Annotated in this window: 12 protein-coding genes and 2 pseudogenes; 7 read left to right on the forward strand and 7 right to left on the reverse strand. The window is 61.6% G+C overall.

Going from position 1 to position 14,936, the window contains the following annotated elements; genetic code table 11:
• Positions 1–7 precede the first annotated feature (7 nt).
• Positions 8–904: a LysR family transcriptional regulator gene (locus CUJ84_RS02485; protein WP_105005053.1), complete on the reverse strand. Its 897-nt coding sequence runs from the start codon at positions 902–904 to the stop codon at positions 8–10.
• Between the two features lie 161 nt (positions 905–1,065).
• Here CUJ84_RS02485 and CUJ84_RS02490 point away from each other — a divergent pair, with 161 nt between their 5' ends.
• From CUJ84_RS02490 to CUJ84_RS02505, 4 genes are all read left to right on the forward strand, one after another.
• Positions 1,066–2,505 (forward strand): FAD-linked oxidase C-terminal domain-containing protein, encoded by a 1,440-nt coding sequence (locus CUJ84_RS02490; protein WP_105005054.1) that lies wholly within the window; start codon positions 1,066–1,068, stop codon positions 2,503–2,505.
• Entirely contained in the window at positions 2,502–3,701 is a 1,200-nt protein-coding gene (gene glcE / locus CUJ84_RS02495) for a glycolate oxidase subunit GlcE (protein ID WP_105005055.1), read from the forward strand. Before CUJ84_RS02490 ends, glcE begins: the two co-directional genes overlap by 4 nt.
• A gap of 68 nt (positions 3,702–3,769) precedes the next feature.
• A complete protein-coding gene (gene glcF / locus CUJ84_RS02500; RefSeq protein WP_105005056.1) occupies positions 3,770–5,080 on the forward strand; it encodes a glycolate oxidase subunit GlcF in 1,311 nt (436 codons plus the stop codon).
• A gap of 65 nt (positions 5,081–5,145) precedes the next feature.
• Positions 5,146–5,586 (forward strand): hypothetical protein, encoded by a 441-nt coding sequence (locus CUJ84_RS02505; RefSeq protein WP_105005057.1) that lies wholly within the window; start codon positions 5,146–5,148, stop codon positions 5,584–5,586.
• A gap of 116 nt (positions 5,587–5,702) precedes the next feature.
• Here CUJ84_RS02505 and CUJ84_RS02510 read toward each other — a convergent pair whose 3' ends face one another.
• Positions 5,703–6,377 (reverse strand): outer membrane protein, encoded by a 675-nt coding sequence (locus CUJ84_RS02510; protein ID WP_105005058.1) that lies wholly within the window; start codon positions 6,375–6,377, stop codon positions 5,703–5,705.
• A 120-nt stretch (positions 6,378–6,497) separates the two neighbouring features.
• Complete coding sequence (locus CUJ84_RS02515) at positions 6,498–7,190, reverse strand: L,D-transpeptidase (RefSeq protein ID WP_105005059.1); 693 nt, start codon at positions 7,188–7,190, stop codon at positions 6,498–6,500.
• A gap of 456 nt (positions 7,191–7,646) precedes the next feature.
• Here CUJ84_RS02515 and CUJ84_RS02520 point away from each other — a divergent pair.
• Positions 7,647–8,588 (forward strand): annotated as a pseudogene (locus tag CUJ84_RS02520) (IS110 family transposase).
• Between the two features lie 168 nt (positions 8,589–8,756).
• On the opposite strand, the gene CUJ84_RS02525 reads toward CUJ84_RS02520, so the two are convergent.
• The 4 genes and pseudogenes from CUJ84_RS02525 to CUJ84_RS02540 all read right to left on the reverse strand — a co-directional run bounded on the left by CUJ84_RS02525 (position 8,757) and on the right by CUJ84_RS02540 (position 13,552).
• The gene (locus tag CUJ84_RS02525) at positions 8,757–11,555 is read right to left on the reverse strand and encodes a metal-binding protein (RefSeq protein ID WP_105005061.1); all 2,799 of its coding nucleotides are present in this window, start codon (positions 11,553–11,555) and stop codon (positions 8,757–8,759) included.
• A 368-nt stretch (positions 11,556–11,923) separates the two neighbouring features.
• Positions 11,924–12,307 (reverse strand): annotated as a pseudogene (locus CUJ84_RS02530) (GNAT family N-acetyltransferase); the annotation flags it as partial.
• Positions 12,308–12,372: 65 nt separating this feature from the next.
• Positions 12,373–12,642 carry a hypothetical protein gene (locus CUJ84_RS02535; RefSeq protein WP_245457512.1) on the reverse strand — a complete coding sequence of 90 codons (270 nt, stop codon included), beginning with the start codon at positions 12,640–12,642 and terminating at the stop codon, positions 12,373–12,375.
• Between the two features lie 160 nt (positions 12,643–12,802).
• Positions 12,803–13,552, reverse strand: a complete 750-nt coding sequence (locus CUJ84_RS02540) for a L,D-transpeptidase (RefSeq protein WP_105005062.1) — start codon at positions 13,550–13,552, stop codon at positions 12,803–12,805.
• A gap of 248 nt (positions 13,553–13,800) precedes the next feature.
• On the opposite strand from CUJ84_RS02540, the gene CUJ84_RS02545 reads away from it, so the two are divergent.
• Together CUJ84_RS02545 and CUJ84_RS02550 are read left to right on the forward strand one after the other, a co-directional pair.
• Positions 13,801–14,430, forward strand: a complete 630-nt coding sequence (locus CUJ84_RS02545; protein ID WP_105005063.1) for a DNA-3-methyladenine glycosylase I — start codon at positions 13,801–13,803, stop codon at positions 14,428–14,430.
• A complete protein-coding gene (locus CUJ84_RS02550; protein ID WP_105005064.1) occupies positions 14,427–14,930 on the forward strand; it encodes a hypothetical protein in 504 nt (167 codons plus the stop codon). The genes CUJ84_RS02545 and CUJ84_RS02550 overlap by 4 nt, the downstream gene beginning before the upstream one ends.
• Positions 14,931–14,936 lie beyond the last annotated feature (6 nt).

Genomic DNA, 14,936 nt, shown 5'->3' on the forward strand with positions numbered 1-14,936 from the left:
GCTGCCATCAGCGCTCCCAATAGGGGACGGGGCCATAAAGCTCTGCCAGATAGTCGATGAACAGCCGCACCTTGGCCGGCAGGAACTGCCGGCTGGGATAAACGGCCGACAGCGCGACATTGTGCGAGCCTTCATAGGCCGGCAGCACCTGCAGCAGCCGGCCGGCCTTGAGCTCTTCGCCGATATCCCAGGTGGAGCGCAGCGCGATCCCGAGACCGCCGATGACCGCCTCGCGGATCACCTCGCTGGAATTGGTGATCAGCAAGCCTTCCGGCCTGAGACTCAGCGCTCCGTCCGGCCCGTTCAGCCGCCAGGTGTCGTTATTGTGGGCCGGCAGGCAGCGATGGTGTTTCAGCTCGTCGATGTGCTTCGGCTCGCCATGCACTGCAAGGTAGTCCGGCGAGGCGCAGAGCAGCCGGCGCACCGGCGCCAGACGGCGGGCGACGAGGCTCGAATCGGTGAGTTCGGCGATGCGGATCGCCAGATCGAAGCCGCCGCCGACGATGTCGCTGAATTCGTCGGTCAGCACCAGGTTGATCGCAAGCTCGGGATGCGCCTCCATGAAATCCTTCAGATGCGGCGCGATGTGCATGCGCCCGAAGGAGGTCGGCGCCGAGATCTTCAGCGTGCCGTGCATCTGCGCCGAGCGGCCGGAAATATAGAATTCTGCCTCCTCCAGTCCGGCGAGAATGCCGAGAACGCGGTCGTAGAAGCCCTGTCCGGCTTCCGTCAGCGAGATCTGCCGCGTCGTGCGCTGCAGAAGCCGGGTACCCAGCCGGTCTTCCAGCCGCTTGATCCGTTTGGAGACGACGGCCGGGGAAAAGCCGAGCGCGCGGCCGGCGAGCGACATGCTTCCCGTTGAAACGACCTTGGCAAAGATTTCGAGATCACCCAGATTGGTCATAAGGTTTTGTGACTTTTTCCCCTTTTGGCATAAGTGCTTAGCATTTGCGCCACTTTCGGGAAAGTGCTAAGCCGGTTTATCGGCGGCAGGGAGGTTCGCGGCCGGTTTCCGCTGCCATCTTCCCGCTGTCATTCCCCCTCGTCAGGGCCAGGGAGAACGCCATGTCCGACGCCATTTCGTTTCTCAGCCCCCGTGCCGACGTGCTGGCGCGCCGAGCCCAGATCGTTGCCGATCTGACCGATCTTCTGCCGCCGGAATGCCTGGTGCATGAGGCGCGCGAACTGGTGCCGTTCGAGACCGACGCCTTCGTATCCTACCGTCGCCTGCCGCTCGCCGTCGCCCTGCCGCGCACCACGGCTGAGGTTTCGGCCGTCATGCGTTACTGCAATCGCTACGGCATTCCCGTCGTGCCGCGCGGCGCCGGCACCTCGCTCTCCGGCGGCGCCATTCCGCAGGAGGATGCCGTCGTGCTCGGCCTGTCGAAGATGAACAGCATCCTCGAAATCGATCTGCCGAACCGCGTCGCCGTGGTTCAGGCCGGCGTCACCAATCTCAATATTTCCGAATCCGTCTCCGCGGACGGCTTTTTCTATGCGCCCGATCCGAGTTCGCAGCTCGCCTGCACCATCGGCGGCAATATCGGCATGAATTCAGGCGGCGCCCACTGTCTGAAATATGGCGTCACCACCAACAATCTGCTCGGCGTCAGGATGGTGCTGGTCGACGGCACCGTGATCGAGCTTGGCGGCAAGGCGCTGGATGCGGCAGGCTATGACCTGCTCGGCCTCGTCTGCGGCCACGAAGGCCAGCTCGGCATCGTCACCGAGGCGACGGTGCGGTTGATCGCCAAGCCGGAAGGCGCGCGCCCCGTGCTTTTCGGCTTCGAGAGCTCGGAAGAGGCCGGCGCCTGCGTTGCCGATGTCATTGCCGCCGGCATTATCCCGGTGGCGATCGAATTCATGGACAAGCCGGCAATCGAGATCTGTGAAGCCTTCGCCCATGCCGGATACCCCCTCGATGTCGGCGCGCTGTTGATCGTCGAGGTCGAAGGGTCGGAAGCGGAGATGGACGCCGCGCTGAAGGACATCGTCGAGATTGCCCGCCGGCACGCTGTGAAAACCGTGCGCGAGTGCCAGTCGGCGACAGAGGCGGCGCTGATCTGGAAGGGCCGCAAATCCGCCTTCGGCGCCACCGGCCGCATCGCCGACTATATCTGCATGGACGGCACCGTGCCGCTCAGTCAGCTCTCGCACGTGCTGAAAAGAACCGCCGAGATCGTCGATCATTACGGCTTGCGCGTCGCCAACGTCTTCCATGCCGGCGACGGCAACATGCACCCGCTGATCCTCTTCAACGCCAATGATCCCGAGGATGCCGCCCGTGCCGAGGCGGCCGGCAACGATATCCTTCGGCTCTGCGTCGATGCCGGCGGCTGCCTCACCGGCGAACATGGCGTCGGCATCGAGAAGCGCGACCTGATGCGCCACCAATATTCCGAGGTCGATCTCGCCCAGCAGATGGCAGCGCGTGCTGCCTTTGATCCCGGCTGGCTCCTCAATCCGTCGAAGGTCTTCCCGCTCGAGGGGCGCCCCGCCGCATGATCGATCTGATGCCGACGAGCGAGGAAGAGGCCGCAGCGATCGTCCGCGCCCATGCGCAGAGCGGCCGGCCGCTGGCGATCTGCGGCGGCGAGACCCGCTCGGGCTTCGGCAATGCCGTTGCCGCCGAGAACCGGCTGCGCTCGACCGGGCTTGCCGGCATCGTCGCCTATAATCCCGGCGAAATGGTCATGACCGTCCGATCGGGCACGCCGCTTGCCGAGGTCGAAGCGGCACTTTCGGAGAGCGGCCAGATGCTCGCCTTCGAGCCGATGGATCATCGCCCTGTGATGGGCACATCCGGCGAGCCGACCATCGGCGGCGTCTTTGCCGCCAATGTCTCCGGTCCGCGCCGGCTGATCGGGGGTGCCGCCCGCGACAGCCTACTCGGCGTGCGCTTCGTCAACGGCAAGGGCGAGATCATCAAGGCCGGCGGCCGGGTGATGAAGAATGTTACCGGCCTCGATCTCGTCAAGCTGATCGCCGGCTCGCATGGCACGCTGGGCTTCCTCACCGAAGTCACCTTCCGCGTGCCGCCGCGCCCGAAGACGGAGCGGACGGTGGTGCTATCAGGCCTCAACGACGCCGAGGCGGCAAACGCCATGGCGGCGGCGATGGCGCTGCCGGTCGAAGTCTCGGGTGCTGCCCATCTGCCCTTGACGGTGACGTGGAAATTCCTCGCCGGCAAATTGCCCGAGGGCGAGGCGACGGTTCTGCGCATCGAAGGCCTGCCGAGCTCGGTCGACGTGCGCATCGAAAAGCTTGCCGCGGCAATGTCGGGCCTCGCCACGGTCACGCGGCTGGAACAGCCGGAAAGCTCCAGGCTCTGGCAGGAAATTCGCGATGTGCTGCCCTATGCCGACGGCACCGCGCGGCCGGTCTGGCGCGTCTCGGTCGCCCCCGGCACCGGCCATCAGCTGGTCGCGGCCCTCCGCCTGGATGCCGGCGTCGACGCCTTCTACGACTGGCAGGGCGGCCTCGTCTGGATGCGCTTGGAGGCAGGCCCGGAAGCCGAGCTGGTCCGTCGCTACATCAAGGCGCTCGGCGGCGGCCACGCGACGCTGATCCGTGCATCTGCCGAGGCGAGGGCGGTCACATCTGCGTTCCACCCCGAACCCGAGGCGGTGGCGATGCTGTCGCGGCGGGTGAAGGAAAAATTCGATCCGGCCGGCATATTCAATCCGGGGAAGATGGGGTGAGGGACAAGATGGATCAGTGTCTGCGTATCTCCAGCAAAACCTCCAATACCCATGGGGGATCCCGCTAGATGCAAACCAACTTCACCCCGACCCAGCTCCTCGACCCTGATGTCGCCGAATCCGAGCAGATTCTGCGCAAATGTGTTCATTGCGGCTTCTGCACCGCCACCTGTCCCACCTATGTGACGCTCGGGAACGAGCTCGACAGCCCGCGCGGCCGCATCTACCTGATCAAGGACATGCTGGAAAACGGCCGGCCCGCCGATGCAGAGGTCGTCACCCATATCGACCGCTGTCTCTCCTGCCTTGCCTGCGTCACCACCTGTCCCTCCGGCGTCGATTACATGCATCTGGTCGATCACGCCCGCGCCCATATCGAAAAGACTTACAAACGCCCGTTCATGAACCGGCTGACGCGCGCCATCCTTGCCGCTGTGCTGCCCTATCCCGGCCGTTTCCGCCTGGCGCTCAATCTCGCCCGCCTCGGCCGGCCCTTCGCCGGTCTGATGCGGGGTGGCGCGCTGAAGCCCTTCGCCGCCATGCTGGCGCTTGCGCCGCGGCGGATCCCGGCCGCTTCGGACTTCGCAAAACCCGGCAGCTACCTGCCCGAGACGGAACGGCGCGGCCGGGTGGCGATCCTCTCCGGCTGCGCCCAGCCGGTGCTCGATCCCGGCATCAACGCGGCGGCGATCCGGCTGTTGACGCGGCTTGGCGTCGAGGTCGTGCTGCCGGAAGGGGAGGTCTGCTGCGGCTCGCTGGTGCATCACATGGGCCGCGCCGAACAGGCGCTCGAAAGTGCGCGCGCCAATGTCGATATCTGGATGCGCGAGATCGACGGGCAGGGCCTCGACGCGATCATCATCACCGCTTCGGGCTGCGGCACGACGATCAAGGATTACGGCCACATGCTGCGCCTCGATTCCGCCTATGCCGCAAAGGCGGCCAGGGTCTCGGCGCTGGCCAAGGACGTCACCGAATATCTGGCAACCCTCTACCTGCCGGCACACATGCCGAAGGGCATCACGGTCGCCTATCATTCCGCCTGTTCCATGCAGCACGGCCAGCGCATCACGCTGGCGCCGAAGCAATTGCTGAAAGCGGCGGGTTTTACGGTGCGCGATCCGGCCGAAGGCCACCTTTGCTGCGGCTCCGCCGGCACCTACAACATCATGCAGCCGGAGATATCGGCCACGCTGAAGGCGCGCAAGGTCAAGAACCTCGAGGCCACCAAGGCCGATATCATCGCCACCGGCAATATCGGCTGCATCACCCAGATCGCCACCGGTACCGGCATGCCAATCCTGCATACGGTCGAGCTTCTCGATTGGGCTTATGGCGGCGCTGTGCCGGAAAAATTAACAGGTTTGCCGTTAGGCTGAGACCTATGACAGCGCCGCGCATCTTTTCGAGAGCCGCAAAGGACGCCGTCTCGGGAGATTGAGCGATGTGGCGTGGAATGATTGTGCTTGCGGGACTGCTCGGTGCGGCAGACACTGCCCATGCTGACAGTCGTCTTTTCTGTTCCGCCGATGACAAGGAAGCGCGCTTCACGCTCGAAAGCGGTTTCGAAAGCGCTGCCGGCCACAAGCTCAACCATTTCCGCGGCGCGCTGATCGTCAAGGATCCGGCCCAAGAGGCCGTGTTCGGAAAGCGTGTTTTCGAATCACAGCACCTGACCAACCATTGGTCGCGTAACGGCGAACTGCTCATGGAAGTCTTCGACGGCGGCGAAGATGACACCAACGGCGCAACGCTGGATCTCGTGGTTGTCGCCGGCGAACGCGGCAAGCCGGCGGCAAATTTCAGCGGCAGCTATTCCCTGACGATCGAAGGCGGTGAAAAACCCTATGTCGTCGAGGGCAAGGTCAGCTGCGGCACCAAATAGAGCAATTTCAGGAAAAGTGCGAAGCGGTTTTGCCGGAAATTGCGTAACAATAAAAGGTTAGAGCGGTTCTGCGCTTCTATGCGCTGAACCGCTCTAACGCCACAGCCGAAATTTATTTACCAGTGGAACGATACGCCGACGTTGACGGCATTCGTGAAGATGTTGGTCTTCAGGTCCACGCCGCTGTCGATCGGAACGTCGATGCGCGAATAGGTGCCCTTGTATTCGACGAAGGTCGACCAGCGCTCGGTCACCTTGAAGTCGACGCCGGCCTGGGCCTGCAGCGTCACGCCGCCGAATTCATAGGCCCAGGTCTTACCCTCGGGGCGAATCACTTCGACATGCGGAATGTTCACGCCGATACCGGCGCCGAGATAGGGGGTCCAGCGGCGGGTCGGATCCTGGAAACGGTAGAGACCGTTCACCGTGATGAGGTTCAGGCCGTCGGTGAATTCGAAATGCGACCAGCCGGTCTTGGCCAGCGTATCGTCGTCGGCATAGACCTTGTCATGGGTATAATCGAGCGAGATACCCCAGTTCGGCTTGTTGAAGTTCTCAAGCCACCAGGTGACGCGGCCACCGTAATAAGGCGGGCTGCCGAAGGACTTGCCTTCCCAGCCAGCGGTGAAATGCGTGCCGTCGGAAAGATCGACGCCGCTGTGCGGCGCGGTCTGATAGCCGCCGTAGATGGAGAATTGCAGATCTTCCGCCGAAGCGGAAACTGCCGAACAGATTGTCAAAAACGCGATGCCCGCAAGCAGGGAAGCGGAGGAACGCAGCGCATATGTCATAGAATAGCCCCGATATAAATGTGTCGACTCTTAGGCAGGTCTGCCAGCTTTCGGCCGCAAAGTCTAAGCAAAACAAAAGGCGCGTCAAAATGCGCCTTTCATTTTTTTCGTAAGTGTTGCTCAGCCGCCGAACATCGTGCGCAGCACGTCGATGCCCCTGTCCTCGAACGCCACCTTGCCCTGCCTGTTGCCGGGGCCGATGACGATCACCTTGGTGCCGACGGGCGCGCGATCGTAGAGATGCGACACATCCTCGTTCATCATCCGGATGCAGCCGGAAGACATGTTGAGGCCGATCGTCCAGGGCTGATTGGTGCCGTGGATGCGGAAGATCGTGTCGCGGCCGCCCTGGTAGAGATACATGGCGCGGGCGCCGAGTGGATTGTCCTCGCCGCCTTCCTGGAAAGCAGGAATCATATGTCCCTTGGCGGCTTCGCGGCGGCGCATCTCGGCCGGCGGTGTCCAGCTCGGCCATTCGGCCTTGCGGCCGATCTTGACAACCCCCGACCAGCCGAAGCCGTCGCGGCCGACGCCGATGCCGTAGCGGGTGGCGCGATTGTTGCCCTCGACGAGGTAGAGATACTTGTTGTTGGTATCGATGATGACGGTGCCGGCGGCTTCCGTCGTTACCAGGCGCACTTTCTTGCGCTTGAACTGTGGCTTCACGTATTTCGGCATCTGCGCAACGCGCACGATCTGCGCCGGGCGCCGTGCATTGTCGGACGCGGAGCCCGCGGGTGCAGCAAAGGCGGATGTAGACATCAAGGACAGGACAAGTCCGGCAGCAGCCAGACCCGGCATTAGTTTGATCATGATCGATTCCCCTCAAGCAAATCCGCTCGAAGCTACATGAACTTCTGCCCGATTCAAGATCGGCGTGGCCGGATACAGCAATTTTGGAGAAGGGGAGCGGGCTGTTCTTGCGGCTCCTACTGCATAATTTATCCCCCAGAATCCAGTGCGGCCGGTCCCCCAGGGGGCGCAAGAGAGTTTCTTTCTTGCCGCAGAGTTATTCACGGCGCGGACGCGCCGTGGCTGGATTCCTATGACAAGCACAGGAATTGTCTCTCAAATCCATGCTTTAATGTTTGGGAAGCTGGGATCGAACCCCGGGATGGCCATCCCGGGGTTCGCGCGACGACGCGCCCGTACAGGTCAACAACCGACCTCATGAAGGGACTTTGCCGCTCCAGCTTCGTATCGCTTGCTGACTTGAATGGGATACCCGTGGGACACGCCCGCAGACAATTCGAAGCATGGAACTCGATTATGATGACAGAACCTGCCGAAATCCAGTGCGTCCTCGCCCTTGGACGTCTCCCGCAACACCGTCACCCTGTGCGACGGCCACAGCCGCTACACCCAGACCATCGCCAATAATGCCGATGCCCTTCGCACCGCCCTGCAGCCGTCCAAGGCACTGCCACGCTCGCCGTGTTCGGGGCCACCGGCGGCAATGAGGACATCCTGATCGGCGTGCTCTTGGAACTGGCCATTCCTGCCCACCGCGCCGATCCCGCCAAGGTCAAGGCCTATATCAAATCCTTCGGCAAGCGCGCCAAGAACGATCCGATCGATGCGCGATGGCTGTCACGTTATCGTCGCGACCGCGCCGCCACACTGCCCCGCTGGCAGCCGGTCGATCCCAACCAGCAGAAGCTCGTCTCGACCTCATCCGCCATGCGGGTGCAGGAGCAGAACCGCCTGAAGGCCCCGCGCAGCCGCCTGATCGCCGATTATATTCGCGATCATCTCGCCGAACTGGAGCGCCATATCGAAGCCCTCAATGCCGAGATCGATGCTCTGATCGGCGAAAGCAGCGATCTGGCACTGCGGGCTGAACAGCTGCGCTCGGTGCCGGGCATCGGCCCGGTCTTGGGGCCGCTGCTCCTAGCCGTCATGCCCGAACTCGGGACCCTCAACCGCCGCCAGGTGGCAAGCCTTGCCGGTGTCGCCCCGCATCCCAAAGACAGTTGGCACCGCAGCACCACCGGCGCACGGCGCCAGATCAGACCGGCGCTCTTCATCGCCGCACTTGCCGCCTGCCGCGGCGACAATCCCCTCGCTGTCGCCTACAAGGCCCTGCTCAAGGCCGCAAAAACTAAGCGCGTCGCTCTCACTGCCATCATGCGCAAGATCATCACTATCGCAAACGCCCGTGTAAGGGACGCCGTGCGACACCAAAATGAAATAATGCAGATCAACGCATAAACTGATTTGGTGAAGGAGGAGAGGTGAGCCGACCTATCCCTCCGCAACGTATCCATAGACGATCAGAACCCTAAACAACTTTCGTTGGGGCTTGCATTAACCGCAAGCCCCACCTCTGTGTTTATGTCGGTCACGACACAACTCTGCGCCGCTGGAATCCAGTCGCAGTTAGATCAATGCCTCATGCGACAGCGCAAAGGACGGCTCGAAGACGTCCTTCACGGCCAGCGTGAAATCGTGGCTGGTGACGTTGCCGGCCGCGTCATAGGCTTCGGCGGTGAAGGTCAGGCTGTGGTGGCTTTCGAAATCGATCGCCGCCTTCGTCTGGATCTTGTTGCCGACGAGCTTGAATATGCCGTCCGCATCATCCGTCAGCCGCCATTTTACCGTGCCGCCTTCCGGATCGCGTGCCGACAGAAGCCCGACCGAGGTGCCGATCGCGATATTCTCGGAGACCGAGCTGCGCGAGAAGGCGAGATTGGTCGGCGCTTTGTTGATCGGCACCTCGTTGACGTCGAGAACGTTGATCGTGATGTCCTTTTCCACGGTGACCTTGCCGTCCGAGACTGCCACCTTGATCGTGTGCGACTTGGCGGTCTCGTAGTCGAACGCCTTGGAGGTGACGATACGGTCGCCCTTCAGCCGGAAGTGATCGTTGGCGCCATCGAGCAGCGTATAGGTGAGCTTGTCACCGTCGGCGTCATGGGCGCTGAGGAGGCCGACCGTCGTCCAGATCGGGGTGTCCTCGGACAGGGCGGTTTTCGACAGCTGGATATTGGTCGGTGCGGCATTGCTGCTATCGGGCTTGAAGGCTCCCTTGGCAAAGTCATAGATGCCGTCGGCAAAGCGCGCGAATTCGACGTCTGTCAGCGTGTCCGTACCCTCCTGCGCGCTCGTCAGGATGTGATCGCCGTTGTTCAATGCGAAGGAAAAATTGGCGAAATTGCCGGAGAAGACCGCCGTGTCGGTGCCGGCGCCGCCGTTGATGGTGTCGTTTCCGGCGCCGCCGGTCAATTTGTCATTGCCGGCCTTGCCATTGATGATGTCGTTGCCGGCGCTGCCGTCGAAAATGTCGTTGCCGTCAGTGCCGGTAAATTCGTCGTTGCCGCTGCCGGTCTTGACGTCAATGCCGGAGACGTAGCCGATGATGGAAGCCCCGAGATTTCCCAGTTCGTCGGAAAGATCGAGGTGGGCGCTGTCCGTCAATGCCAGTGAGGGGTTAAAATTGTGGTCCGGATCAGTCGACCAGACGATCTTGTTAAAGCTTTCGAACTGCGCGCTCGAACCGGAAACCCAATTTCCCACCGTTTCGAGGACTTCGATGTTCTTGATCGTCAGGCCCCTTAGCTCAAGGGCTTGCAGACTATCAATCCCGGCGCCGCCATCGATTGTTCCGGCAGGCTGCGATGAGAATACCTGCAAGGCAATTGCATCGTCGCCGTCGCCCGCATTGATGTCGAAGACCTCAGGAATACGGCCGCCAGAATCACCATCGGAGATCGTATCGTTGCCCGCGCCGCCTCGGATGACGTCATTTCCGGCATTGCCGAATATGTGGTCGTTGCCATCGCCGCCATTCAGCGTGTCATTACCATCTCCGCCAACGATCTGATCGTTTCCGGCGCCGCCGTTCAGCGTGTCTGCGCCGTCACCGCCATTGATTCTGTCGTTGCCTGCGCCTGTCGTGATCGCATTGTCGCCGCTTGATCCCGTCACATTTGCGGAGACCAAACCCAGTTCGTCGGCAAGGTCTACCGTCCCTGAATCCGAGATGACCAGGGTGACCGCGACGAGAGGGTTGATTTCGGAGTCGCGGATGACATCGTAAGCTTCGAACTCGGCGCCAGTCTTGGTAATCGTGGCACCGTGCGTATCCAGGACATTCAAAGCCGGATTCGGCGGGGTTTCGATGCCAGGCGTGAAGGTTTGCGTGGCAAAACTGTAGAGACCGTCGGCAAAGCGCGCCAATTCAACGTCTGTCAGGGTGTCCGTGCCGTCCAGCGCGCTCGTCAGGATATGGTTGCCATTGCCGGTCGCGAAGGAATAGTTGGCGAAATTGCCGGAGAAGACCGCCGTGTCGATGCCGGCGCCGCCATTTATCACGTCGTTGCCGCCGCCGCCGGTCAGTCTGTCGTTGCCGGCCCTGCCATTGATGATGTCGTTGCCGCCACTGCCGTCGAAAATGTCGTTGCCGTCGCTGCCCGTAAACTCGTCGTCGCCGCCGCCGGTCTTGACGTCAACACCGGCATAGCCGGTAATGAACGCTCCGCGAATACCCAGTTCGTCTGAAAGATCCAGGTGGGCGCTGTCCGTCAACACCAATGAGGGGTTATAGTTGTAAGCCGGATTGTTCGACCAGACGATCTTGTCAAAGCTTTCGAACTGCGCGCTCGAACCGCTAACCGGATATCCCGTCGTTTCAAGGATTTCGACGTTCTTGATCGTCAGGCCACTAAGCGACAAGGCCTGCAGCGTGTCGATCCCGGCACCGCCATCGATTGTTCCGGTCACGAATGAAGCGGATACCTGCACGGTGATCGCATCGTCTCCGTCGCCCGCATCGATGTCCAAGACTTCCGGCACCCGGCCGCCGGGTCCGGGCAGAAAGCCGGAACCACCGTCGACGATTGTATCGTTGCCGGCGCCGCCGATCAATTTGTCGTTGCCGCCATTGCCATTGATGAAGTCATTGCCGGCGCCGCCATTCAGCGTGTCTACCCCGTCACCACCCAATAGCGTGTCGTTGCCTGCGCCCGTCGTGATCGTGCTGCCGCTGCTCGAGCCCGTCACCCTTGCGGAAACCGAGCCCAGTTCGTCGGCCAGGTCTGCCACGCCGGAATCCGAGACGGCGAGGGTGACGGCGGCGAGGGGAGTGGCGGCAGAGTGGCGGATGATGTCGTAAGCTTCGAACTCAGCGCCGGTCTTGGTGATCGTTGCGCCGTTCGTGTTCAGAATATTCAAGGCCATATTAAACTTTCCAAAAAGATGCGTTGTATTCTATGAAAATGAGAAATCCTCAGTAGAACTGTTCTTGCAGCTTCAACGGACGACAACCCCCTGGGGATCTATGCCAATCCCCGAATAAGTTTTCAATGCAAAATTGTGTCGTTTCATCGCTTTTTTAATGAAAAACTAAGGATTAAATACTAGGGAAACGAATTTAATTTGAGAACTCAAAGCCACACTCTGGTGTCGTAAATAGTATTATCTTTCATTTTCGGGTGACATTATCTCGCAAAAATTGTGTTTTAAGCGGGTTCTTCCGTAGTCTGCGCCGCGCGACCATTTGCGTCACTATCGCAGGTTGGTGTTGGCTTCGACTTGTTCGGACCTCGCACGAGCTTGATGAGGCCCGCCTCCGTCGGGGCAAATCCGCAGGCGTGGCAGAAGCCGGTCAGGTGCGGCTCGAAATCGACATGCAGCCATTCGGCGCCGCGCTCCCGCGCAACCCGCGTTGCTTCCTTGACCAGACGCGTTGCGATCCCCTGCCGCTACATGTCGGGATGGACCGATGTATCGAGGATGAAGGCGTGGATGCCGCCATCCCAGGCGACGTTGACGAAGCCGACGATCCGGTCGACCTGATGGGCGCCGATGTGGGCGAGGCTGCGGGACAGGATGGGGGTGAAATCCCGGCCTTGCCTGCTGTCCCAGGCGGCGAAAAAGAGCGCGTTCAGGTCCGCGGCGGAGGGGAAGGGGTCGATGCGCAGTTCCAGCATGGGCGGTTCCCATCCTTCAGCGGGCATGGAGGTCTTCCGGATCAACGGTGGGCGACGTTGCAGGCTCATTCCGTCACGGCGACGAGCCGGCCGTCGCTTCGCTCGAAGATCCTGTCGGAGAGAAAGTCGGCGCCGCGGTGCTTCGCGATGTCGATCAGCTGCCGGCCGTGATTAGCGCGGATGCCGCTTTTCGGTCGATCACGGCGACCTCGTCGCGCTGAAGCAGGGAGCAATGCGCCATCCGGGACATTCGGGCCCACCATCGCCCAGAATTCATCCGTCAGCACGATGGCCAGCGTCAGCGGCGGGTTATCGCCGATGCGGTAGGCGTTCATGTGATCGTCGACCCGTTCTTCCTTTTTCCCGCGGAATTTTCCCCTGCGCGGCCCGGCGGATGGAATCGACTTAAGGAAAAATTATGCAGCAATTTAAAGGATTACAGCGCCCTTTGCGGCTCTCGAAAAGACGCGCGGGGCTGAAAGTATTGCGCCGCCGTTAGATGACGATGACGCGGGTTCCCACATTGACGCGGTCGTAAAGGTCGACGACGTCTTCGTTACGCAGGCGGATGCAGCCGGAGGAGACGGCGCTGCCGATCGACCAGGGGGCGTTGGTGCCGTGAATGCGGTAAAGCGTCGAGCCGAGATACATGGCACGGGCGCCAAGTGGGTTTTCCGCCCCGCCGTCCATGCGTGCCGGCAGGTAATGGCCCTTGGCGGCTTCGCGGCTGATCATCTCGGAAGGCGGCGTCCAATCCGGCCATTCGGTCTTGCGGGTGATCTTGTGGGCGCCTGCCCATTCGAAGCCCGGCTTGCCGACGCCGACGCCGTAGCGGCGCGCCTTGCCGCCTTGCATGACCAGATAGAGGAAGCGGTTGTTGGTATCGATGACGATCGTGCCGGGCTTTTCCTGCGTGTCGTAGTCGACCATCTGTGGCAGGTATTGCGGTTCGATCGGATGACGGATCGACGGGATGCCGGGATTGATCGCCGAAACGGTCTGCGGTGACACCTGCGGCGCCCGGCGGATGATACGGCGCTGGAAAAGGCCGCGCTGCTGCGGCTGGATGACCGTCCGCTGGTAGACGACGGGACGAACCGTGCCACCGCCCAACTGGTTGATCCAGGGTGCGGTCAGATCGGGGCTGAGAACGACCGGCGGGCGGGTGGCGTAGCGGTCGTCTGCAAGGGCGGCCGTGGAGAAAATGCCGAAAAGGGCTGCGGCAAGAACAAGCTGTTTCATCATCGGACGAACTCTCTACAAATGACCGAAAATGCGCTGGCGGGACATGTCCGCCCGGGCGGAGATGTTCCGCCCGGGAAAGACGCTGCCACCCAATCCGCCAGCGAATGGTAAAGATCGATTCACGAAAAGCCGACCGATCGGATAAACTTTTCGTCAGGGTTACCGTTCGGTTTGGAAAGACGGTTTGCAAATGGTAAAGCCGGAATCATGAGCAGAGAACGAAGCGGATCCCCGCAGAATGAAGGATCATGAGCGCGACAGGCATCATCATCGGCGAGGACGGCAGGAGCCGCTGCCACTGGCACGCCAATCTGCCCGATTATCTCCGCTATCATGACGAGGAATGGGGCCGCCCTGTCACCGATGATATCCGCCTCTTCGAGAAGATCTGCCTCGAAGGCTTCCAGTCCGGCCTTTCCTGGCTGACCATCCTGCGCAAACGCCAGAATTTCCGCGCCGCCTTTTCCGGTTTCGATTTCGAAAAGGTCGCCCTCTTCGGCGAAGGGGATGTCGCTCGCTGCCTTGGCGATGCCGGCATCATCCGCCATCGCGGCAAGATCGTCTCGACCATCAACAATGCCATGCGCGCGATCGAACTCCGGGACGAATTCGGCTCGCTCGCTCATTATTTCTGGCGCTACGAGCCCGGCCATAACGAGAGACCGGTGGTGGTCGACCGCGAGCATATCGTCGCCAATCCGACGACGCCGACATCGGTGGTCATTTCGAAGGATCTGAAGAAACGCGGCTGGACCTTTGTCGGCCCGACTACAGTTTATGCTTTCATGCAGGCGATGGGTCTCGTCAACGATCATCTGGAAGGCTGCTTCTGCCGGCCCGAGGTCGAGGCGATGCGCACCGCTCTGGTTCGCCCATGAAAGATCATCCCGTGAGAACACTGATCGCCGCCGCGGCCCTTTTCCTCCTGACCGTCTCCGCCATGGCGCAGACGCCGCAGCTCGATCCCGGTGAGAAGCTGGAGAAGCTGCAATTCCCGGCCGTCACCATGCAGTTGAAGGGCTGGACGAAGTTCGGCAATGGCCATGTCTACACGTTGCCGGTGCGCGCCGGCCAGCACCTGAAAGTCAGCTTTTCGACGAAAAGCAAATTTGCCTTCCTGGCGATTTTCGACCTGTCGAAACCCGATGACGAGGCCTTCTTCGGCACCGACGAAGACGGCATGAGCTTCGAGACGACGATCAAGGAAAACGCCACCTGGCTGCTGCGCCCCTATTATTCCAAGGTCTCGCCGCGCCGCGGCCTCGGCGCTCCGTTCAGCATCCTGATCGAGCCGCTGGCGGCTGCCCCGCAGCAGCCGAAACCGGCCGCCGAGCCGGAGCGCCCGTCGCTGTTTCCGAAGGCGCCTGCCAAGCAATGAGGTAAG

It is taken from the genome of Rhizobium leguminosarum, from assembly GCF_002953715.1.
Taxonomy (GTDB): Bacteria; Pseudomonadota; Alphaproteobacteria; order Rhizobiales; family Rhizobiaceae; genus Rhizobium; species Rhizobium leguminosarum_V.